At 44.1% G+C, this 23,237-nt stretch carries 19 protein-coding genes, 1 pseudogene and 1 riboswitch; of the genes and pseudogenes, 10 read left to right on the plus strand and 10 right to left on the minus strand.

All coding sequences use genetic code 11. The annotated features are described in order from the left end of the window. Positions 1 to 10: 10 nt before the first annotated feature. Positions 11 to 1,390, minus strand: coding sequence for a phosphoglycerate transporter PgtP (gene pgtP / locus LDO51_RS12335; RefSeq protein ID WP_225574786.1), 1,380 nt, complete (start codon positions 1,388 to 1,390; stop codon positions 11 to 13). A gap of 367 nt (positions 1,391 to 1,757) precedes the next feature. Here pgtP and LDO51_RS12340 point away from each other — a divergent pair, with 367 nt between their 5' ends. The 3 genes from LDO51_RS12340 to pgtA are packed head-to-tail and all read left to right on the plus strand — an operon-like array spanning position 1,758 to position 6,263. After that, the gene (locus LDO51_RS12340) at positions 1,758 to 3,020 is read left to right on the plus strand and encodes an ABC transporter substrate-binding protein (protein WP_336432170.1); all 1,263 of its coding nucleotides are present in this window, start codon (positions 1,758 to 1,760) and stop codon (positions 3,018 to 3,020) included. Continuing rightward, complete coding sequence (gene pgtB / locus LDO51_RS12345; RefSeq protein WP_225574787.1) at positions 3,017 to 5,023, plus strand: two-component system sensor histidine kinase PgtB; 2,007 nt, start codon at positions 3,017 to 3,019, stop codon at positions 5,021 to 5,023. The genes LDO51_RS12340 and pgtB overlap by 4 nt, the downstream gene beginning before the upstream one ends. Next, positions 5,016 to 6,263 carry a two-component system response regulator PgtA gene (pgtA, locus tag LDO51_RS12350; protein ID WP_225574788.1) on the plus strand — a complete coding sequence of 416 codons (1,248 nt, stop codon included), beginning with the start codon at positions 5,016 to 5,018 and terminating at the stop codon, positions 6,261 to 6,263. The genes pgtB and pgtA overlap by 8 nt, the downstream gene beginning before the upstream one ends. A gap of 47 nt (positions 6,264 to 6,310) precedes the next feature. Here pgtA and LDO51_RS12355 read toward each other — a convergent pair whose 3' ends face one another. Next, positions 6,311 to 7,219 carry a gluconeogenesis factor YvcK family protein gene (locus LDO51_RS12355; protein WP_225574789.1) on the minus strand — a complete coding sequence of 303 codons (909 nt, stop codon included), beginning with the start codon at positions 7,217 to 7,219 and terminating at the stop codon, positions 6,311 to 6,313. A 481-nt stretch (positions 7,220 to 7,700) separates the two neighbouring features. Then, positions 7,701 to 7,837: riboswitch (molybdenum cofactor riboswitch) on the plus strand. Between LDO51_RS12355 and moaA the strand changes: the two genes are divergently transcribed. The 5 genes from moaA (at position 7,826) to LDO51_RS12380 (ending at position 10,870) form a co-directional block, all read left to right on the plus strand. After that, positions 7,826 to 8,806, plus strand: a complete 981-nt coding sequence (gene moaA / locus LDO51_RS12360; protein ID WP_225574790.1) for a GTP 3',8-cyclase MoaA — start codon at positions 7,826 to 7,828, stop codon at positions 8,804 to 8,806. Its footprint overlaps the riboswitch before it by 12 nt. Positions 8,807 to 8,832: 26 nt before the next feature. Then, complete coding sequence (gene moaC, locus LDO51_RS12365; RefSeq protein ID WP_225574791.1) at positions 8,833 to 9,312, plus strand: cyclic pyranopterin monophosphate synthase MoaC; 480 nt, start codon at positions 8,833 to 8,835, stop codon at positions 9,310 to 9,312. Next, positions 9,309 to 9,554 (plus strand): molybdopterin synthase sulfur carrier subunit, encoded by a 246-nt coding sequence (moaD, locus tag LDO51_RS12370; RefSeq protein WP_225574792.1) that lies wholly within the window; start codon positions 9,309 to 9,311, stop codon positions 9,552 to 9,554. Before moaC ends, moaD begins: the two co-directional genes overlap by 4 nt. A 2-nt stretch (positions 9,555 to 9,556) precedes the next feature. Further along, positions 9,557 to 10,009, plus strand: a complete 453-nt coding sequence (moaE, locus tag LDO51_RS12375; RefSeq protein ID WP_036949766.1) for a molybdopterin synthase catalytic subunit MoaE — start codon at positions 9,557 to 9,559, stop codon at positions 10,007 to 10,009. Positions 10,010 to 10,162: 153 nt separating this feature from the next. Then, positions 10,163 to 10,870: a Bax inhibitor-1/YccA family protein gene (locus LDO51_RS12380; RefSeq protein ID WP_006812719.1), complete on the plus strand. Its 708-nt coding sequence runs from the start codon at positions 10,163 to 10,165 to the stop codon at positions 10,868 to 10,870. A 154-nt stretch (positions 10,871 to 11,024) separates the two neighbouring features. On the opposite strand, the gene LDO51_RS12385 is transcribed toward LDO51_RS12380, so the two are convergent. Then, positions 11,025 to 12,122, minus strand: a complete 1,098-nt coding sequence (locus LDO51_RS12385; RefSeq protein ID WP_225574793.1) for an acyltransferase family protein — start codon at positions 12,120 to 12,122, stop codon at positions 11,025 to 11,027. Next, on the minus strand, positions 12,119 to 14,659 hold the full coding sequence (locus LDO51_RS12390; RefSeq protein WP_225574794.1) for a penicillin acylase family protein: 2,541 nt from the start codon (positions 14,657 to 14,659) through the stop codon (positions 12,119 to 12,121). The genes LDO51_RS12385 and LDO51_RS12390 overlap by 4 nt, the downstream gene beginning before the upstream one ends. Positions 14,660 to 14,844: 185 nt before the next feature. On the opposite strand from LDO51_RS12390, the pseudogene LDO51_RS12395 reads away from it, so the two are divergent. Next, a pseudogene (locus tag LDO51_RS12395) lies at positions 14,845 to 15,027 on the plus strand (ISNCY family transposase); the annotation flags it as partial. 55 nt (positions 15,028 to 15,082) lie between these two features. Here LDO51_RS12395 and LDO51_RS12400 read toward each other — a convergent pair. Then, a complete protein-coding gene (locus tag LDO51_RS12400; protein WP_225574795.1) occupies positions 15,083 to 15,706 on the minus strand; it encodes an AraC family transcriptional regulator in 624 nt (207 codons plus the stop codon). 233 nt (positions 15,707 to 15,939) lie between these two features. Between LDO51_RS12400 and LDO51_RS12405 the strand changes: the two genes are divergently transcribed. Further along, positions 15,940 to 17,127, plus strand: coding sequence for an MFS transporter (locus LDO51_RS12405; protein WP_225574796.1), 1,188 nt, complete (start codon positions 15,940 to 15,942; stop codon positions 17,125 to 17,127). A gap of 182 nt (positions 17,128 to 17,309) precedes the next feature. Here the strand turns inward: LDO51_RS12405 and LDO51_RS12410 are convergent, their stop codons facing one another. From LDO51_RS12410 to cecR, 5 genes are all read right to left on the minus strand, one after another. Next, positions 17,310 to 18,416, minus strand: a complete 1,107-nt coding sequence (locus LDO51_RS12410) for an ABC transporter permease (protein ID WP_225574797.1) — start codon at positions 18,414 to 18,416, stop codon at positions 17,310 to 17,312. An 8-nt stretch (positions 18,417 to 18,424) separates the two neighbouring features. Then, positions 18,425 to 19,564 (minus strand): ABC transporter permease, encoded by a 1,140-nt coding sequence (locus LDO51_RS12415; protein ID WP_225574798.1) that lies wholly within the window; start codon positions 19,562 to 19,564, stop codon positions 18,425 to 18,427. Further along, positions 19,561 to 21,318: an ATP-binding cassette domain-containing protein gene (locus LDO51_RS12420; RefSeq protein ID WP_225574799.1), complete on the minus strand. Its 1,758-nt coding sequence runs from the start codon at positions 21,316 to 21,318 to the stop codon at positions 19,561 to 19,563. The genes LDO51_RS12415 and LDO51_RS12420 overlap by 4 nt, the downstream gene beginning before the upstream one ends. Before the next feature lie 8 nt (positions 21,319 to 21,326). Next, positions 21,327 to 22,319, minus strand: a complete 993-nt coding sequence (gene hlyD, locus LDO51_RS12425) for a secretion protein HlyD (RefSeq protein WP_225574800.1) — start codon at positions 22,317 to 22,319, stop codon at positions 21,327 to 21,329. A gap of 66 nt (positions 22,320 to 22,385) precedes the next feature. Continuing rightward, positions 22,386 to 23,084: a transcriptional regulator CecR gene (gene cecR / locus LDO51_RS12430; protein WP_225574801.1), complete on the minus strand. Its 699-nt coding sequence runs from the start codon at positions 23,082 to 23,084 to the stop codon at positions 22,386 to 22,388. Positions 23,085 to 23,237 lie beyond the last annotated feature (153 nt).

Below are 23,237 nucleotides of genomic sequence, written 5' to 3' on the forward strand. Positions count from 1 at the left end.
TTTAGAGAGGTTAAGCGTTAGCTAACTGACCTTTTGCTATTATCGATTGACGGTTACGCTCAAGTTCTAATGCACCTAAGTGGGACAGCACACAGAAGATAATGCAGCAAACAATACCTCCTAAGAGCAGATAGAAACCTGCATGCCAGCCCATACGGTCAACCACGAAACCAAATAAGCTAGTACCTAACGTTGCGCCAAGGATATAGCTCATAAAACCGCGCAGACCAACCGCTGAACCGACTGCGAAGCTTGGCACGATTTCCATTGTTTGTACTGACGCTAAGAACTGAGGTACATAGATTAAGCAACCGACTACTGCGGCAAAGAAGGTGACGACAGCTAATGATTGGCTCTGCCAGTAACCGATAAGGCAGAAGAAAATCAGTGTCATACAGACAATAGCTAATGGCATTCTACGACCTTTAAACAGTTTGTCTGTTAACCAACCCGCTAATAAAGTGGATGGGATAGCTGCCCATTCGAAGAATAAAAATGCCACGCTCATTTGATCTTTAGAGAAGTTTTTCTCTGTCAGCAGGTAGATTGGTAGCCAGCTGATCACGCCGAAACGCACCATATACACAAAGACATCAACAAAAGAGATATACCACGCATTTTTGTTTTTCAGCACATAGGTACAGAAAATTTGGAAGGCGCTCATGTTCTCTGGTGATTGTTCTTTTTGCGCCGAAGTCAGGATCACTTTTTCTTCTGGCATCATTTGGTCAAGTGCAGGTAACCCCTCTTGTTTTGGGGAACCTTTACCTAATACCAACACAACCCCTGCAAATAAAATCGCAATACAAGCGGGAACCATGTAACTGGCACTTTGCCAGTGCTCAGTACCTAATACGGCGAAAGCGGCACCAACGATTGGGGCAACAATACCCCCACCCACGTTATGAGAAATATTCCAGAATGCGCCGATACGACCACGTTCACGACGCGGAAACCAGTTTGCAATGGTAATAAATGATGGGCCCACGCCCATACCTTGGAATAGACCATTTAGCACAACAAAACCAACAAATAACCAGAATGCGTTACTAAATCCCATTCCGAAGTTGACGATGGCACACAGGATCAAACCAAATGCCATAAATGCTTTTGGGCTGGCTTTATCGGCAAGGCTACTCATCACGCCTTTGCTGATCCCGTAAGCAATCAGCATACAGCTGGTTAATAGACCAATTTGGGTGGTACTTAAATCTAAGTTTTCTTTCAAATACGGGGTAGAGAGCGTGAAGTTGTTACGAACAATATAGTAAGCCAAATAACCTAAGAAAACGCTGAGCAGTGCTTGAACACGATAGCGTTTATAGGCGGCAGGAACTTTTTCTGGTGCAATTTGTTTTTTTGCCGTGGCTGGCGTTAAAAATGACAGCATAGGTTCACCTGTGAAATAGAGTAAAAAGAAATTCCCTGATGTTTTTTGTCGTTTTATTTCTGACAGGCTCATCATGTTCTTGTTAAAAAAATATCGCAATATTAAGGATTTGGGTCAAGATTGACTCAATTTTGCATAGTAACGAGTCAAATTGACCCATTCATAAATTAACGGGAATGGATTTCAAAAAATGAGCAACTAAGGGTTGATTTAATCGCGTAACAATGAGAATAAAGCGGGTGAGTTTTGTCGTGTGTGCATAAATCCAAAAAGGGTAAAATTTGTCTCAAATGCACTTTTTGACAAACTCACACTATTGTTACTTTCTTTGATATGAATCACATCTACCCAGGGGATGATTGCGCTCATGAGACTAATAACACCAATTCGTCCACTGATAATGCAGCTCTGTTTTTTTATCATCTTGTTAAACAGCATGGGAAATAGCCATGCGAAAAATGATGAATTAGTAATAGCGACAACATTTTCACCCGAAGCGACACAAGCGATAGTCATGAATTGGAATGCGCGAGTGGATGCGATACCGATCCGTACTATTAACCGAACCAGTGCGTCATTAGAGCGTTTGTTAGATACCGATGCTTTGGAAAATGTGGATCTGATCCTGACCTCCTCGCCGATGTTAATGTATCACTTGCAGCAGCATAATCGGTTGAGTGCATTGCCGGATATTCCTGAATATTCCCAGCGCTTAATTCCAGAATCCTTAAAAGGTTCCGTTGCTGCGGTGGCGTTCTCGGGGTATGGCATTTTGACTAACCGAAAATGGATGGAGCAAAATAAATTATCTATTCCCAAGACATGGGATGACCTGACAAATAGCCAGTATCAAGGTTCGTTATTGATAAGCAGCCCATCTCGTTCTGATACTTATCATTTAATGATAGAGTCGTTATTACAGCAGCGAGGATGGGAAAATGGATGGCGTATTTTACTGGGAATGTCGGGGAATTTAGCCACTGTTTCATCCCGCAGCTTTGGGGTTGCCGATAAAATCAAAGTGGGGCTTGGCGGGGCTGCACCGATTATCGATAATTACGCAAATGTGCTATTAGCTGATCCTGAACTCGAGTTTCACTATCTTCCTGATTCAGCCACATCACCGACGTTTATTGCGATAACTCGCCACAGTTTAGCGCCAGAAAAAGCACGAAAACTGATTGATTTTTTACTCAGTGAACAAGGACAAAAAGTGTTTGCGGACAGCAGCACAGGAAAATACCCAGTTACCCCTCTTGAAGATGATAACCCTCGAAAAGCGCAACAAAGCCAACTATTGGATTCCCCTAAGCCGCTAGATGTCCATTTGGTATTACAGCGTCAGCGATTAGTTCAGCAACTGTTTGATGCGGCGATCACGTTTCGTTTAACGGAATCGAAAGATGCTTGGCGTGCGGTGTATATGGCGGAGGCTAAGTTAAAACATTCTTTACCAGAGGTTCGAGCGCTACTGACGGCGATGCCAGTCAGTGCGAAAGAAAGTGAAGATCCTGCTTACTATTCTCGTTTTGAAGATAATCGCAAAGCGGAAGAGGAATATATGCGCTGGCAGCATTTTTTTCAGGAGCAGCAACGCCAAGCTATCAGTGTATTGGAAGCGATTAAATGAAAACATCGATAGCTAAATTGATGGGGCGCTTCAGCATTACGGCTATTTTACGTGGGGCATTTATCGCGGGTGCATTGATGACACTGATCGTCAGCTGCGTCAGCTTGTATGCATGGCAAGAGCAAAATAAGCAAATCCGCTACGCACTTGGGGACTATTTTCCCAAAATGCAGGCTTCATTTTTGATTGAAGGGCAGCTAAATACCTTAGTCAATGAATTGAACGAATTTTTAAAGGCGCCAAATACAGCGACAAGATTGCAATTACGTAACCAAATCACGGCACATTTAGCGCAAATAGCCGCATTTAATCAACAGTTGAATGGGCAAGATCAGCAGCAAATTTCTGTCATTTTAATACAAAGTCAGGATCTTTTGCAGCGATTGGACAAGGCACTATATGCCCTGTTTTTAGCTCGGGAAAAAATTAATACATTATCTTCTCGGATCAACTGGCTACATGACGACTTTAGTACGGAGCTCAACTCGTTATCGCAAGATATTAGCCTACAACAAGGCTCTTTACTGGACAAAATTGAGCAAGACCCTCTTCAAGCTAAAGGGCTACAAAGTCGGTTACGTAACGTGCAAGGAGAGTTGCAGTTAATTTATACACTGGCGCGTTTGGAAGAGCAGATCACCAATATTTTGACGGGACGCTTGAAGGATATTCAAGGAGGTAATGCTTTTGATGATCCCATCGATATTGGCGGTTATGCCCGTTATTTAGGGTACTTAAAAACAAATTTTGCCGCCAATGAAGAGGCGTTGAATTTATATCCAAGTTCAGTGACGCTAAGGCAAACTATCGATGAGTTATTAGATATTGGTCTTTCTGATAACCAAATGCTCGAAGTCCTGCAAAATTATCAAATAGCGAAAAGAGCCTTAAATGATGCAACGACTGAAAAGGAGCGAATTTTGGCTGATTTTCGCTCTCAGCTTGATTTGCAACTTGGGAGTAGCCACTTTCAGCTACAAACACTAAATCAGCGTTTAGCGAATATTATGTCATGGAGTGGCACAATTATTATTATTACCGCAGGGTTGGCATTACTGCTGGTATTGCTGTTCAATATGCTGTTTATTCGTCCTCGTTTGGTCAAACGCTTTACCGCATTAAACCAAGCAGTGGCTCGGATCAGTATTGGGGATTTGACGACCCATATTCCTGTCGAAGGTCGCGATGAGTTAGGGCGAATTGGTACACTGCTACAGCGCAGTATCGCTCAAATTAATCAACAAAAAACTCAGCTAGAACAGGAGATTACAGAGCGTAAGGCAATAGAAGAAAACTTACGAACCACGCAAAATGAATTGATCCAAACGGCAAAACTCGCCGTAGTGGGGCAGACGATGACCTCCTTAGCCCATGAAATTAACCAACCACTAAATGCGCTCTCAATGCACCTATTTATGGCGAAAAAAGGGTTGCCAGAGCAAGACAGTGACACCTCGTTGATGGCGATAAATAAGTCAGAGCAGCTTGTGGCTCGAATGGATGGCATTGTGCGTTCACTACGCCAATTTGCTCGTAAGCGTGATGATAATGAGCAATTACAACCTGTGAATTTGCGCCAATCAATTCAAAGCGCTTGGGATGTTTTGAAGCTTCAACATAAAACCCGCAAAGTGATATTAAGTTATCCAGATATATTGCCTAAGGTACTGGGGGATGAAATTGGTATTCAGCAAGTGTTGGTTAACTTGCTCTCTAACGCGCTTGATGCCAGCCCCACAGAGGCAGAAATCACCGTTGATTACAGCGAAACCCCCGATAAGTTGCTATTGACCTTGTGTGATAACGGGACAGGTTGGCCACTGCATTTAGCGGATACATTAATGAAACCCTTCACGACAAGCAAAGAGATTGGGCTGGGGGTTGGATTATCCATTAGCCAATCGATTATGCAGCAAATTGGGGGTGAGTTGAGAATCGCTTCTACGTTGCGTGGAAATGGGTGTGTAATTTTAGAATTTAAAAAGGTCCTTGAAGATGCTTGATGACAACCATGACATATTGCTGATTGATGATGATAAAGATGTATTGGAAGCGTATTGTCTATTACTCGAACAAGCGGGGTACCGAGTTTATGCGTGTGATAACCCATTGACAGCCAAAGAGTTAATTCACCGCGATTGGAGTGGTATTGTTCTTAGCGATGTGTGTATGCCGGAATGTTCGGGTATCGATCTGATGGCACTATTTTTGGCCAAAGACAAACATCTCCCTGTGGTATTGATCACTGGACATGGGGATGTGCCAATGGCGGTGGAAGCGGTCAAAATGGGGGCATGGGATTTTTTACAAAAACCCATTAACCCAGAATATCTTTTAGAGCAAGTTGCCAAAGCGTTGGCGGCACGGAAACAGCGTGTATTGCAGCGCCGGTGGGGCAAAAACCAATTGATGCTCAATTTTGTGGGGAGCAGTGAATGGTCACAGCACGTTCGCGGGCAGCTTCAAGGGTTATCGGAAACCCTTGCCGCCGTGTTCTTACAAGGGGAGTTAGGTAGCGGTCGCACTTATTTAGCTCGTTATCTGCATCAAATCAGTACACCGCAGCAAGCGCCATTGGTGATCAAAACATTATTAAATGAGCAAGAGGTTCCTGTTGAAACATGGGTCTCGGAGGCACTCTCAGGAACGTTGGTGATTAAGAATATTGAGCTACTCCCTGTGAATCAACAGCGTTATTTGGTTCAGCATTTACAACAAGACCAACGGGGATTTCGCTTGATTGGAATTTCGGATAAGCCGCTGCTCACGTTGACTAAACAGCAGCAAATTATCGCGGAACTTTATTATTATTTCTCATTAACCCAAGTGAATTGCTTGCCGTTATCTCAGCGTAAGGCGGATATTCCGGTTTTATTTCAACACTATTTAGAGCTGGCTTGTACTCGATTGAATCAAACATTGCCTGAACTGGATGAGTCTTTTGTCAAAAAACTGAGTCGTCGTCATTGGCCTGGAAATGTAACGGAGTTAGCCAACGCAGCGGAGCTGTATGCGGTTGGAATCATGCCGATGGGGGAAACTGCGAATCCGTTATTAACGTCGGTAGCGCCAACGGCATTAGATCAGCAAATTGAAAATTATGAACGACAGATTATTACGGAAGCGCTGAATATTCATCAAGGACGAATTAACGATGTGTCAGAATATCTGCAAATGCCACGGAAAAAACTTTATTTACGTATGAAAAAGTATGGATTAGACAAACACCATTATCGGACTTAAATAGAGGAAGTTGCAGGGATTGACCTGCAACTTGAAATTTCAGTGAATTACAGAAGGGGAATGGTCTCTTCGATGGCTTTTAATAGTAAGTTTCTATCATGGCGATAAGGGATATCATCCGCCTCTAATACTCGCTGAGTCACTTTGCGTTCTTGGCGGATTGTCGTAACATCGGTACGTGGTCCTACAATCACTGCATCGATTTTTTTGCGCCCAATATAATGCTCCATCATCACTAATTTTTCAGGGAGTGTGAGACTGGCAGCGGAGGTGCTAATTTCCTTCCCTAAATTACCGATATACACCATCGGGGCTTGGCTCTCTTTCAGGGCACAGGCGATATCATCGAGTAATAATAGGGGCATTAAGCTGGTAAAAAAACTACCGGGGCCGATTAAAATCAAATCTGCTTGATGAATAGCATCAAGGGCTTCGCTAGTGGCTTTAACGGGAGGGTATAAACGCAACTCTTGCGGTAACTCCAACAAAGCATCGACGTTAACTTCACCGTAGACTTCATTACCCATATCATCGATCGCCATCAGATCTACTGGCGATTCAGACATCGGGATTAATTGCGCATCCACTTTCAGCATATTGCGGATTAAATTAATTGCTTCAAGTGGGCGAACACTTAAATGATCAAGGGATTTCAGCATTAGGTTACCGAGATTATGCCCTGATAATTCCCCTGTACCTGCAAATCGGTATTCAAACATCTTAGAGGCAATGGATGGTTCAGTAATCAACTGATTCAAGCAATTACGCATATCACCCCAAGCAATTCCTCCTTCAGAACGACGAATTCGCCCTGTAGAGCCACCATTATCCGTGGTGGTGACAATGCCAGTTAAACGGGAGCCTAAAGATGAAAGAGAAGACATCACTCGACCAAGTCCATGTCCGCCCCCAAGGGCGACGACGTGATTAAGATTTGTCAGACTACGGTTTGGCATAGTGTTCCTATTTAAACAATCAATCTATTTAAACTGTCAATCTAGCTAAATTATCGATCTAGAATCAGTGCTAAAACAAAATTGGCGCTAATCTATCATAAAACACCATTCGAAGTTTACTTGCTGTGATAAAAAACAATAAAAGAGAATATTCTCGATCGGTATCACAAATTTCTTGATTATGTTCTGAATAAAAGTACGGGATAAAACTGATCTACAACAAACAATGTGCACAGAGTTAACCTCATTTTGACGAGATTTTGACAGATAGCTGCTTGTCATTGCATTGAAATAGCAAAAAATTATCCATAATAATAAGGGCTTCTGAATCTAGCGGTTATTTCCCGTAACACGCTGTATATTAAGGTATATATCGCTTTTGGGTTCGCTTTTTTATTTGTAATGGGCTAAAATCCTTACAGAAAATAAGTGAACCCAGTGATGATCGTCCTAACTCTCTAGGCTTAATCAACTCACAGGGTTCTAGATAAAACTCCTAGCCTTTGTGTCTAAGTTCTCCTGAATATGATGCTCTGGCCGTGACCTTGAGTCACCAGGGTGCAAGATAGAAATGTCTGCATCTCCCGTATTTGGAAAGGTGTGAATATGCAGCAACTTGTCGATCAATTTGACCGAAAATTTTACTATCTTCGTTTATCTATCACTGATGTTTGCAATTTCCGTTGCACATATTGCCTGCCTGATGGTTACAAACCGAGTGGTCGCCATGAATTTCTAACGCTTGATGAAATCCGTCGAGTGAGCCGCGCTTTTGCTGAGTTAGGGACTGAAAAAGTCCGTATCACTGGCGGTGAGCCAACAATGCGTAAAGATTTCACCGATATCATCGCCGCTATCAAAGAAAATAACGCCATAAAAAAAATCGCCGTAACAACCAATGGTTATCGTATGGCTCGTGATGTGCAAGCATGGCGAGATGCGGGTTTGAATGCCGTGAACGTGAGTGTGGATAGCCTTGACCCTCGCCAGTTTGCGGCTATCACTGGGCAAGATAAATTTTTCCAAGTCATGAAAGGGATTGATGCTGCATTTGATGCTGGCTTTGAAAAAGTCAAAGTCAACGCAGTCTTGATGAAAAACGTCAATGATATCGCCCTCAAATCTTTCCTCAATTGGATCAAACATCGTCCAATTCAACTGCGCTTTATTGAACTCATGGAAACAGGGGAAGGCAGCAACCTATTCCAACGTTACCATGTGTCTGGTGAAACCGTTCGTGATCGCCTCATCGCAGAAGGCTGGTATATGCAGCCACGTTCTCGTAGCGATGGTCCGGCCCAAGTCTTTAGTCACCCTGATTACCAAGGGGAAATTGGGCTGATCATGCCGTATGAGAAGGACTTTTGCCAAAGCTGCAACCGTCTCAGGGTGTCTTCTTTAGGCAATCTGCATTTGTGTTTATTTGGTGAAAATGGCATTCCACTGCGTGATTTACTGGGTGATGAAAACCAGAATGAAGCCTTAAAAGCACGTATCCAAAGTGGCTTAATGTCTAAACGTGAAACCCATTTCCTTCACCAAGGCGACAGCGGGATCACCCCGAATCTTTCCGTTATCGGCGGTTAATAACTTTTTGATTTTCAGGAGTAATTATGTCCCAACTGACCCACCTCAATGCGTCGGGCGAGGCGCACATGGTTGATGTATCAGCCAAAGCGGAAACTGTCCGTGAAGCACGCGCAGAAGCGTTTGTGACGATGAATCCAGATACCTTAGCGATGATAGTAGATGGCAGTCACCATAAAGGGGATGTCTTTGCGACAGCACGTATCGCAGGGATCCAAGCTGCAAAAAATACGTGGCAGTTGATCCCGCTATGCCATCCTTTACTACTGACCAAAGTGGAAGTCACTCTTGAAGCTGAGCAAGCCCATAACCGTGTTCGTATTGAAACGTGTTGCCGATTAACAGGGAAAACGGGCGTCGAAATGGAAGCGTTAACGGCAGCCTCTGTCGCGGCATTAACTATCTACGACATGTGCAAAGCGGTACAAAAAGATATGGTTATTGGTCCTGTGCGTTTATTAGAAAAAACGGGTGGAAAGTCCGGTCATTTTAAGGTGGAAGCATGATCACAGTCCTCTTTTTTGCTCAAGTTCGTGAATTAGTTGGTACTGACCGTTTAGAGTTAGCGGCGGAGTATCCAACAGTAGGATCTCTGCGCCAAGCATTAACTCAAAAAGGTGATCGCTGGGCGCTGGCTTTGGAAGATGGCAAATTATTAGCGGCAGTTAATCAATCGTTTGTTTCTGCTGACCATCCCCTGAATGCGGGTGATGAAGTGGCTTTCTTCCCACCCGTCACGGGGGGGTGACCATGGACAATACCCATATTGCGGTACAAACCGAGAATTTCAGTGTCGGCGAGCAGTATGCGTGGCTCGCTGAATGTGACAGTGATGGCGCTGTGGTGACATTCACAGGTAAAGTCCGTAATCATAATTTAGGGGACAGCGTAGCGGCGCTGACCCTTGAACACTACCCAGGAATGACGGAAAAAGCCTTAGCGGACATTGTGATGCAATCTCGAGAGCGTTGGCCACTGCAACGCGTGAGTGTGATCCACCGTATCGGTACTTTACAACCCGGTGAAGAGATTGTGTTCGTGGGCGTGACCAGTGCACATCGTAATGCCGCATTTCAAGCGGCTGAATTTATAATGGATTACCTGAAAACCAAAGCACCATTCTGGAAAAAAGAGTCTCTCCCTGATAATGAACGTTGGGTGGAAGCCAAAGAGAGTGATGAAGCTTCTGCAAACCGTTGGTAGTCTTAAATAGTTACGCAGAAAATGCGAATAAGCCGAATGGTAATGTCAAAATATTGTGATAAACTTTGGAACAAATTTGTCCGATCACAGTAAGGATTACTCTGTTGGTGGTTTTGCTGGGTCGATTTTTCTTAAAATGGAAGGGTAACCATCATGGGTCAATTTGATCAACGTAATGATTCTCTTGTTCAGAATGCCAGCACTGGCGTTCAGGCATTTATGTCGCAAGTCTACGGTTGGATGACTGTCGGGTTATTGTTGACAGCTTTTGTTGCTTGGTACTCTTTAAGCAGCGGTTTATTTGTCACTATCGCAACCAACAAAGTATTATTTTTCGGAATGATCATTGCTGAACTTGGTTTAGTGATGGGTCTGTCATTCTTGCTGCCGAAAATGAGCGGTGCGATTGCAACGGGTATGTTTATGCTGTACGCGTTGTTAACGGGCTTAACCATCTCCGTGATCCTCGCGGTTTATACCGGTGAGTCTGTTGTTGGAACGTTCATCATTACTGCAGTGATGTTCGGTGCGTTAAGCTTCTACGGTTACACGACTAAGCGTAGCTTAACAGGGATGGGTAACTTCCTGTTTATGGCGCTGATTGGTCTGGTTGTCGCTTCTTTGGTTAACATCTGGCTGCAAAGTTCTATGATGTACTGGGTGATCACTTACGGTGGTGTGTTACTGTTCGCTGCATTAACCGCGTATGACACTCAAAAACTCAAAGAGATGGGTGAGCAAATCAATCAAGATGACAGAGAAAATATGCGTAAATACTCCATTATGGGCGCGTTATCTCTGTATTTAGATTTCATCAACCTGTTCCTGATGTTACTGCGTATCTTTGGTGATCGCCGTTAATTGCTCATCAAGCAGATTGAAAAGTAAGATTTATTAAGTTTAAAACTGCACTTCAAACGTTGAATACCAACGGATTAGGGTGCAGTTTTTTATTGTTTATTTTTTTCCTTCCTATGTTTCCTTTTTATCTTTCCCTTCTATAGACTCATTTAACTCAAGAAAACGGCTTTAATTTCTCAATATAGCGCCCAATCCACAGCCCAATAAACAGAATACTGGTCGCAATGAAAAAGGTGCTACCGAGCAGGAGCCAGGTGTTCTTATAAACATAAGGCTGAATAATGCCATAGGTAAATATCAACAATGGAAAATGCAGAATATAGATAGTGTAAGAGCTTGGCGTGAGCTGCTTGCCCGGTAGATAAAAACGAACTCGGTGAAAGCTCATTAAATAAAACAGATAACAAAAACTGATCCCGCATAGGGTGCCATAGAGCGCTAATAAATATTTTTGTTTATCAAAAGTGACTGGAAAATAGAGATATCCAACGATAGCAAGTAACATCAATAATCCGGATATCAGACTAAAGCTAAGAATTAACTGGCTACGTTTAATGTTGTATTGATGATTATGTAGCAACGCCGCAATGACGCCACTACACCAAATCAAGGCATACAGAAAAAAAGTATAATTCAGCAAGCTGAGTAGGATGAGTAATGTGACTCCAATCATACAGCTGATACGATTACCAGGCAGCATCAATAAACCAAATAGCGCATAGAACCAAACTTCGAAGGGCAATGACCAAAATGCAAAGTTACTCGGCGGCGTCTCAGTAATAAACCCGTTAATAAATAGCAATACGCCCACGAGCCCTTCAACACTTAGCGCCATTTTTGCTTGAGTCATGGTATTGCTAATAATTGTTATTTCACGGGTTCCATTGGCAAAAAAGTAAGGTGCAATCAGATAGAGGATTATCAGCACCACGCACCCAAGGTAGAAAGGCGGTAAAATACGATTTGAGCGAGAAATGAGATAAGGTTTTATTTTAAATGTTTGATTTTTATTAATATTATAACTAACTGATTTGCAAATCAGAAAGCCGCTCAGAGCAAAAAAAGCCATCACACATGAATGACCAAATAGGTACAGAGGCAGCATCACGGCAGGCCAGATTGGATATAAAAAGACTAAATATGCATGTCCAAACAGCACCACTGCGGTGCAAAACCCTCGTAACATATCTAGCTGTTCGGAAACCGCAGGTTCAATTGGCGCAAATCGTTGAAATAAGGTATTGGAAATCATTGATTTACCTGCCTTGAATTGGTCTCAGGAATAAAATTTAGGGTTTTATTGCCATACCACTGGGTTTTCCCTTCCTCACTAAAAGGTAAGTTTTGGTAATCACCGTTTATCCAGGCAGGAATATTGTCGGCATAGTGTGGACTGGCCGGGTTCGCTGATTGCCCTGCATTATTCATCACCCAGACAGGATCTTTTTGGCTAAAGTCCACGATTAAGCGCAACGAAGGGATCAGCATGGTGTCAAAACTCTCACCGATGTGATAACTGGCAATATTTATGGTATTCAAATTACCGCCAGCAGGATAAGGACCACGGTTTAAATAACCATCAAGGCTCTCTATTTTTTTGCGTTGAGATTCAGGGAGATACTCAGCCATTTGGGATGACAGGCTATTCCACTTATATCGATGAAGTTTTCCCCATTGCCATTGTTTGTAGTCTAAGCCCAATTGATTTTCACCTTGCTGATATGCCATCGCCAATGAATACGCTACGATATTGGCTTTACCGCTGCGTTCGGGCGTTGATTTTTGCCAAAATGGACTGACACCCAAACCTCTATCCGGTTGTCCAAAGAGGTGCTCAGCCTGCGCAGAATATGACTTAGAGCTCTCGATAAAGGCCTTCCATGCTTGTGGGGAATGGGTAAATTTGTCACGAAAAAGTTGCTGACTGAAATTGGCGAGAAACAGATTGTACAGCGCAGCATCGGGACTAGATGTGTTTAGTTCACCATCAAAACCAAGTAAATGCTGTTTGGCTTGAACAGCTTTCGTTTGTTCCTGTTGAGGAAGTCGCAAAATCGCCGCGTGTAACTCGGGGGATAATAAATAGCGCTGTAGCTTTCCAACCATTGGGTCGAGTTGATCGAACTGCATTTTTTGCATCGTTGCAAAATTATGTTGCTGGGTCGCATTTAGCAAGACCGAAATGCGCTCAAAGCGTTCGGGGTGCGCCCATGTTTGAGAAAAATTCACAGGATAATCTTTTTCAACTATGCGCTGATTAGCCGTTGCTAGCCAGCTATTGTGGCTTTTAATGGATGACGGGTAATCTTGATTCGATACTGAGCCTACCCAGTCATATTCACCGTTCCAAGCGGGAGAGGGAAAAAGCCCTAAACCTTTTTTGCGTAGAGGGTAGCTGCCGGTGAGCTGCCAGCCAATTTGCTGTTTATCTGCAAACAACATATTCACGGAAATCGCGTTAATCTGTTTGGCGAGCGCAATTGCGTGAGGAACCTGTTTTTGCTTTGGAAGCTCCATTAATGCATTGAGGCTAATATCGTGTTTATCAGGCATTAATGTACTCAAAACGATACCGTATTGAGATTGAACTTCAAGAGGTTGCAGTAAGTAACTTTGCGTCTTTAATGAGGCATTCAACAAGACGCCATGGGGAGTATGATAAATACTTTCGACAACATCAGGCTGACCTCTGACATGAAATACTGCCTGGCTCTGTTCTACAGGGTGCCATTGTTGCTGGTAAAGGTATTCATATCCGTACTCACTTTTCCTGATTTTCTCCAAAAAGAGATCCTGATTATCCGCCATGACCATGGTGTAGCCCCATGCTAAATTTGGCGTTGCTCCTACTACGATGGCGGGAATTCCCGGAATAGACGCTCCTGCCATTTGCAATTGCGGAGTATCAACCTGAATAAAACTCCACAATGACGGCAAACCTATAGGTAGATGGGTATCGTTCGCCAGCAAGGAGCCGTGATTTTGGGTTAAATCGGGAGTAATGGCCCAGTTATTGGATGCCATCACGTCATGAAAATGAATATTTTTCAGTGACTGACTGGCGAGCGTGATTTGGTCGATATCTTGGGCTGAGGGATGTAAATCTAAACCAGAAAGTTTTTGGGCTTCCTCATGAGGCAAAGGCTCATCAGGGTAAGTTGGGAATAGCCATGGAAGTGAGCCTGCCCCGAGCTGTTGGGCGACAATTAAGCTATCAATTTCTTCATGAAGGTTGCCCGCAAGCCCAAAATTCGCTAAAGATAAAATTAAAATTGCATCATCAGGGCGCCAAGGGGGCACAACATAATCAGCGGCTGAAAGATCCATCGGTAATTTATTTTGGTGATCTGCCAGCCAAAGGTTCACGCCATCAGCATAAGCTTGCAGGTAACGGCGATTTTGTAGTGAAACATTACGGTATAGGATATTAGAGGCTTCTCGAAACTGCATTTTACGCATAAAACTGTCAATATTGAGAGCCGGCTCACCAAGATATTCACTTAGACGGCCTTCAGCGGTGAGGCGCATCAGCTCCATGTGGCTAATTCGTTCTGAAGCGTGAAGGTAGCCCCACACTAAATAGATGTCATCAAGATTTTCCCCTTTCAACAAGGGGATCCCCATAGCATTAAAGCGAACTTGCACAGGGGATTGCAAACCGGCTAGGGGGATTTGTCCCTCGGTTTTAGGTAATGTATCGGCATAGTAGGCATTGATTAGGCTATGGCAACCAGACGTTAAAAATATTCCACTCAAAAGAATAAATAAAAACAGCCTATTTAACCTCATTACGCATCCTCTCGTTTTATGGATCTCATCATCATAGAGTGACCCATCATTCCGTTGATATAAGTAAACTCTGAACTCAGTCATTATTTGAGCCTTTACCATAACACCTATTTAATGAAATTAACTGCGAGGGTTATACGGATATTGGAGCGATGCTGGCGTTTGAGAAACTCGTAGAATTGCATGATGTTCACCATCCACTTGAAACCGATGATGATCTGGCTACATTTTTTACATGGCGAGAGCTGCGCCGTGTTTCAAAATCCTTGACGATGCAGTATGACAAAGTGCTCTATTTGATTGGAGAGAATAAGCTAAACCGCAAGGCTATTGGGAAATACATTGAAGTCGGGCACTATCAGGATGGCCTATTTTCAGATTTAACTGGCATGCTTTCTTCTTAGGGGGTAATGGAGTAGGTACTTACCGGAAGTAGCGGGAGGGGGTGGTACCGAACATAGTCCGAAAGGAGGCAATAAAACTGGAAGAAGATTCATAACCAGTTTCAAGTGCAACGCGGGTTACATTATGTCCGTAAGCCAGTCGTTCAATTGCGAACAGCATACGATGGCGGTGTCGCCATGCACCGAAGGATAAATATGTCTCACGGGAAAAAAGACGTTCAATTGTGCGCGCGCTGGCACCCACTTCCTGGGCCAGTTCATTGAGCGATTTTCGGGTGCCTGGATTCTTTTTTAGAAGTTCCACTACCCTCAGGGCTCGTTCATCCTTCGGCAGGTTTAAATCTAGTGGCGCGAGATCGAGTCGCTTTATTTGATCAATTAAAACCTCAGAAAGCCTGGAGTCAGGTGTGCCGGGCTCATAATTCCATGTCAGTAACGTGCAGGCAGAGATCAGTTCTCGCACTAGGGGAGTGACTTCAACCACACAACATCGGGTGAAACTTTTGAAGGGATAGATGTTCGGATCGATATAGAGAATATTGATTTCAGCCGGTCGTTTGACCGTCAGGGTATGTTGTGTGCCTCCACTTATCCACAAAGCCCGGCAGGGGGGAAGGATCCATTCCCCGGCTGCCGTAGCCATATGCACCACCCCACGGGTAGCATAGATCAGCTGATGCCGCTCATGGTTGTGCTGGACCGTGGTATACGGGCCACATATTTCCGTCTGCCCTACGACTCTGGCGCTGGCCAGATCTGGATTATTTGTGGAATGGCGGTTAATCGACATATTTTGTCTTAATATATTAATTTCACCAAGCTTACTACAGGTAGAATCTGTCCTCAATCGAAATGATTATCAGGAACAGAATGATTATGAGTCAGAAAGAAAAAAAAGATACTTTCTTTGGCGACGCCTTGAATGAAACAAAACTGAGTCCGGCCAAATGGTCGACACGTATCTCATTTTTTATTGCAGGCTTTAGCCTATCTTGCTGGGCGCCTCTGGTTCCCTATGCGCAGCAGCGTATCCACGCTGATTCTGCAATGCTGGGGACAATTCTTCTTTGTCTGGGCCTCGGCGCGGTAATCGGGATGCCGACAGCTGGTAGCCTTGCGGGAAAGGTCGGGAGCAAAAACATCATTCTTGCAGGTGTCTGCGGGTTATTCATCGCATTGCCACTGCTTGCGATAGTATCGACGCCGGTGGCCCTGGGGTTGACGTTACTTCTGTTCGGCGCGTCCATAGGGGCGACTGATGTGGCCGCGAATATTCATGGCACGGAAGTACAGAACACGGCAGGCACCCCATTGATGTCAGGATTTCACGGTTTTTACAGTATTGGTGGCCTGGCTGGTGCGAGCTTTGTCACCTTGCTGATCGTATCTGGGCTGGATATTAGAATTGCTGCTGGCGCGGCCGCACTGCTTGTTTTAATCAGTATTTCTCTGGTGGTAAACGGATTTTTAAGTACCCGTTCAACCGAAGAACACCCCCTTTTTGTGGTGCCGAAAGGAAAAGTTATCGGTATTGGCGTCCTCGCCATGATCATCTTTCTTGCTGAGGGGGCCATGCTTGATTGGGGTGCTATCTTCTTGATTCAGGTAAAAAATGTTTCGGAAGGGGTTGCTGGTACAGGATACGTGGTATTTGCCATCGCAATGGCCTTGAGCCGTTTCATTGGCGATAGAGTTGTCACCATCATGGGCGAAAAAGCCATGATACTCTGCGGCGTGATCCTGACGGCTATGGGGATTTTCCTGATGACGGCGTTCAGTTCCTTTGAATGGGTGCTTACCGCGATGGCCCTGGCCGGTTTAGCCGCGGGCAATGTCGTTCCGGTGTTGTTTTCACTGGCTGGGCGCCAGAAATCAATGCCTGCGACACTGGCTATCTCTGCAGCCAGTATTCTTGGCTATCTTGGCGTATTAATGGGACCAGCCCTGATAGGTTATGCAGCCCATTTTATCGGGTTAACAGCGGCCTTTATCTCGCTCGGCGTAGTAGTGGCATTGTCGGCATCCATCGTCATGATGGTTATGTCGAAGAAAGTAAACAGCTGAGAAATGATACTCTCTGTTAATCAATACCTTGTGTATAGGGCTTAGCCAAGTTGAATATTGCGTAATCTAGCGAAATATTCACCGGTAATTGATTGTATTTTGAGTCTCTTCAGGCGAAAAGAAAAGTCGCCCCAACGAACCCTTTTGACTCGAAACGGATATTTTAACTTAGCCTTGGTACTTTAAGCGATTTTTTTGCGAAATAAGTAATAAGCCAGAGAGCTAGTTATCAGGAAGATAATCAAAAGAGGCCATAAGCTGTGAAATACCACAGAAAAGTCGGCATCTTTAAGGTAAATCTGCTTAGTGATATCCGTAAAGTGGCGGATGGGATTAACCCACGTAATATCTTGTAGCCAAACAGGCATATTCTCGACGGGAGAGATATAACCGGATAGCAACACCGCGGGCATCATAAACACAAACACGCCAATAAACGCTTGCTGCTGAGTTGAGCACAATGCGGAGATAAGCAAACCAAATCCCACGAGTGATAAACCATAAAAAATCATCGTGCCATAGAACAGCAATAGTGAACCGGCGAATGGGATTTTGTAGCAAAAAATCCCAATCACTAACACCAATGTGGCTTGTGCAGTGGCGACGACTAAGGCAGGAATCGCTTTGCCAATAAAGATTTGCCATGTGGTCAGTGGCGAAACTAACAGTTGGTCGAGGGTTCCTTGCTCACGCTCTCTGGCAATAGACAACGAGGTGACGATCAGTACCCCAATCGTTGTAATCAATGCCACTAATGACGGCACAATAAACCATTTATAGTCTAAGTTTGGGTTGTACCAGTTGCGGACAATCAATTCGCTGTTATTGGGCGGTACTTGGGTTTGTGTGAGCTCCTGCTGGTATTGCATGACTATCTGCTCAATGTAATTAGCCGCTATTTGGGAACTGTTTGAGTTTCGTCCATCCAATAGCAACATCATATTCGCGGGATGATGGCTGGCGATATCAGCACTGAAATTTTGATTAAAGCGGACAACTAACAAGGCTTTGCGGTTATCTAACGTTTTTCGAATCTCTGATTCATTTTTCAGTAATAGAACATGGGAAAATGCGCTGGCTTTTGCTAAGCGTTGAGTGAGTTCAATGGAATGCTCGCCATTATCTTGGTCAAAAATGGCAATGGTGGTGTTAGTGACTTCTAAGGTCGCCGCCAGTGGGAAAAGGATCATTTGGAAAATGACAGGCATGATCAAAATAATTCGCGTCTGTTTTTCCTGCAATAATGACTGTAATTCTTTCATAATTAAGGTGTAAAGACGATAAAACATATTTCACCTCAATCCAAACGACGACGCGTTTTCAGCGCCGTTAAGCCAATGAATAATATCGCTGAGGCAATCAGCAATAAGAAATCGGTGAGTAACACCAAATAGATATCTCCCGCCAAAAACAAGGTCTGTAAGCTGCTGACAAAGTAGCGAGCGGGGATGAAGTAAGTCACTACTTGAATAAATACTGGCATGCTATCAATTTCAAAAATAAATCCTGAAAGCATAATGGCTGGCAAAAAGGCCGCATTCAGTGCCACCATCGCCGCATTGAACTGGTTGCGGGTAATGGTTGAAATCAGTAATCCCATTCCTAATGCGGTGGCTAAATAGAGGCTGGTTATGACAAATAAAATCAACAAAGAGCCACGATAAGGAATATCGAGCACCAATGTCGTCACTAACATACACAGCACCATGACGAACGAGCCAAGAATTTGATAAGGCAATAATTTGGAAAGCAGTAGTTCAGTGCGAGTGATTTGGGTGGAAAGTAGTGCTTCCATGGTGCCTCGCTCCCATTCTCGGGCTATCACCAGTGAAGTTAAAATGGCACCCACGACAGTCATAATGATGCTAATGGCGCCCGGAATAATAAAATGTTGGCTCAGCGCTGCTTCGTTAAACCAGTATCGCATATTAAGTTCGATTAGCGGGTCGGTGGGATAACCTTGGTTTTCACCTTGTTGGATAAGCCATGTATGCCAAACCCCTTTGGTGTAGGCTTGCACAAAATTGGCGGTATTGGGTTCACTTCCATCGGTGATCACTTGGATTGCAGCATGTCCATTAGGGCGAGAAAGTTGCTCAGCAAAATTAACGGGGATCACCACAATGCCGCGAATTTCTCCCGCTTGCATTTTATTAATCAATAAATTGCGATTATCGCTAATGGTGGCATCAATAAAGGGAGAGCCAGTAAATGTATCGACCAATTCACGAGCCGGTTGGCTTTGTTGATCCATTAGGATGCCGACCCGCAATTTACTGGAGTCCAGATTGATCCCATAACCGAAAATAAACAACAGCATCAGCGGGATGACAATAGCAATTAAGGCACTGCTGGGGTCACGAACTATCTGCTTACTTTCTTTCCAACAGAGGGCTTTAAGCCTGCGCCATGAAAAACCAGAGGCGGTTGTCTTCATTGTGCCTCCTGCTGTTTATCGTAGTTGAAAATCAATTCAATAAAGGCATCTTCCATCGATGGATTTGGATTTTTTGTGCTGGCTACCTGTTTTTTTAACTCGTCAGGCGTACCTGCGGCAATAATTTTTCCGTGGTAAACCAGCCCGATACGATCGCAATATTCAGCTTCATCCATAAAGTGGGTGGTGACCATGACGGTGACCCCCTTATCTACCATACCATTAATATGTAACCAGAATTCTCGCCGAGTTAGCGGGTCAACTCCTGAAGTGGGTTCATCCAAAAACAGGATATCCGGTTCATGCATCAGTGAGCAGGCGAGGGCAAGGCGCTGCTTATAACCCAGCGGGAGCGAATCAGTAATCTGGCTGATAATGGGCGTAAAATTAAAGGCGTTAATCATCTCCTGCATTTTGGTGGCTTGCTGTTTATGATGTAAACCGTATACACCGGAGAAAAATTTTAAGTTTTGCCCAACTTTGAGGTTGCCATAGAGGGAAAATTTTTGCGCCATATACCCAAGGTGCTGACGGGCTTTGTTTGAACTGGTTTTTAAATCCATACCAAGTACTAGTGCCTGCCCATCAGTTGGTTTCATTAATCCACACATCATTTTAAACGTGGTGGATTTCCCCGCGCCATTAGGTCCCAATAATCCAAAAATTTCACCACGTTTTACTTGAAAGTTGACGGTATCCGTTGCGGCAAAATCCCCGAATTTTTTGGTCAGGTTGCGGGCTTCAATGACGGTTTCATTGGGGGCCGGTGGAATTTGTGGCACGATAGCGGCGAGTTCAGAACGATGGGATGGTCCGCCACCTAAAAGGTCGATAAACGCATCTTCAAAGCGCGGCTGGGCTTCAATCAGCGTTTGATCTCCCATATTTAAGGCATTGAGTAAGTTCTCTTGGGATGCGTGAGGCTTTAAAATTAAGCGAATATAGCGGCCTTGGATCACGCCATCGGTGGTTTCAGGTAACACTAAGGCATTTTGCAAAATGGTGCGTTTTTGCGTTGCAGGTACATCGAGTAAAAATGAGCGTCCAGCCATCTTTTGGGTGAGCTGCTCGGGTTTGCCGCTGTACAGTAGCTTGCCTTCATTGAGTAACAGCACTTCTTTGCACTGCTCAGCTTCATCCAGATACGATGTGCTCCAGAGGATCAACATGCCATCGTCAGCAAGGGTGTGCACCATTTGCCACAGTTCTCGTCTGGCAATAGGATCTACGCCGACACCCGGTTCATCCAGCAGTAAAACTTTCGGTTTACCTAATAGGGTGCAGGCAAGTCCCAATTTCTGTTTCATTCCCCCAGAAAGCTTACCGGCAAGGCGAGCAGTAAATGGGGCTAGGCTAGTAAATGCGAGGAGTTGTTTATAGGTCTGTTGGCGCTCTTCACCAATAACACCGCGCAGATCGGCATATAAATCAAGATTTTCTTGAACCGTTAAATCTTCATATAGACCGAATTTTTGTGGCATATAACCGAGGTTTGCCCGCACTTCGATACTGTCTTTAATCGGGTCTAATCCCATTAAGCGGATTTGCCCTGAATCCGGTTTGAGTAGCCCAGCCAGCATGCGCATCAGCGTTGTTTTCCCTGCGCCATCGGGACCGACTAACCCCGTCACGGAGCCGCCGTGAATTTCGGTAGTTAGGCTTTCAACCGCAGGGTTATCCAGTCCAATAAAGCGTTTTTCGACGCTGTTTAACGAAATAACGCTGTTTAATGAGTGAGTATCTTGCTGAGCCATCATGCGCCCTATTGCTGAGGTGCCGCAAACTGAACGGTGACGGGCATTCCTTGACGCAGCTTATCATTAGGATCATCGACAATAATTCGTAGTCGATAGACTAAGTCGGTACGTAAATCCGGTGTTTGTACACTTTTTGGGGTAAATTCGGCGGTGGGGGAGACAAAACCAATTGTACCATGGTAAGGGGTATTAGGCTGGCTATCCGTAAAGAGTAAGACTTTACGACCAGGAACCGCATCACCTAAGTGAGCCTCACTCACATAGGCACGTACCCAAACAGGATGCGTTAATGTCACACTAAAAACGGTATTGCCCATGCCAATAATGGTGCCGGGTTCGATAGCGCGAGTCAGGATTGTGCCATCAGATGGGGCGATAAGCTGTGTGTCTGAAAGATCAAGCTCAGCTTGGGCAACAGCCGCTTCTGCTTGCAACCATTCGCCTCGGGCTGCTGCTATCTCTTCTTGGCGAAATCCACTCTGATATTGATTGAGTTTATCTTGGGATGCTTTTAGCGCGGCAAGCGTTTGATTGCGATTATTTTTTGCATTATCTAAATCATTGGCAGAAATCAGTTTTTGAGCTGCTAAACCTTGCTGACGTTTATAAAAATTATCCGCATATTGCCAAGCGGCTTGACGTTGAGCGACTTCAGACTCGACTTGAGCAATTTCTTGTGTCCGGTAGCCTTTCTCTTTGAGAGCTAACTGGGCTTTGGCGCTATCACGCAGCCCTTTGGCTTTATTTAATGCGTTGATGTAGGGCGCATCATCCAATTTTCCGAGTAATTGTCCAGCAGTGACTTTCGCCCCTTCATCAACATCTAAAGAGACGAGCTTACCATTGACTCGAAAACTAAGGTTAACGGTGCGCACATCCACATTCCCGTATAAGGTGAATGTTTTATCCTTAAGAGACTGATAATAGTAGCCCCCAGCAATAGCGCTAATCAGAATAATAATCAGTAAAATAACCAGTGCACGGCGTTTTGTGTTCATAGCTAACCTTAGTGACGGATAAAAACATTACTCAGGATTATGATTTGATTTTATCCATATATCATATCACTTTTCTGCGTGTTGGCGATGACGTAACCCCAATAATAAGATGTCGATATGCTCAATAAGAACCTGATTAATAATTTTAAATTCGTTTTCGTTGATGTGTTTCCAACCAGTTTGTCTGAGTAAGGTTTCTCGCGCAATACGGAAAGAGAGGGTTTCACCCAAAATGGCGTGCGTGTGGATCAAGGTCGCTAGATTATTGGGATCGGCGCCAATGTAGATAGAAATTAAGCGATTAAGCCGTGAGTGAATGGGTCCCAACGCTTGTTCGTGGATCAGTCCATATGCTTCGGTTGGGTTAAGTTGTTCGCGAGCTAGAATGCGTGAAAAGCTTAAGTTTTCTTTTTTAAGCTGGAAAAAATTGTACGAAATAATGGTTTTTTTCAGCAATTCGAGCGCTTCTTCAGGAATTTGTAATTCTGCGGGCTGACTAATAAAGCTATCTATTTGAGTGACACTTTCAGCGAAACTCTCTTTGATATTGTTAGCAATTTGCTGAGCAACGGCGAGATATAACCCTTCTTTAGACCCGAAATAATAGGAGATGGCGGCGATGTTTTGCCCGGATGCTTGGGCAATTTGGCGGGTGGTTGCCCCGTCGATACCTTGTTCTCCATAAACATCGGCGGCGGCGAGAAGAAGTTGGAGTTTGGCGTTCTCTCCACGTAATGTTGGCGATGAATTTGTGTTCATAAACATTCCTTTTGATTCAGAATTAAATAATTTTCGGCATGCTCTTAGTTGGCATTTATTCATTGTGTAGGATGAAAATGGATACATCTTTAGTTATGTATACGTATATATACTATATAAAGCAGATTTTGTATTAGTTTATTCATCAATCTAAATTAA

The sequence above is a fragment of the Providencia alcalifaciens genome (assembly GCF_020271745.1).
GTDB lineage: Bacteria > Pseudomonadota > Gammaproteobacteria > Enterobacterales > Enterobacteriaceae > Providencia > Providencia alcalifaciens_B.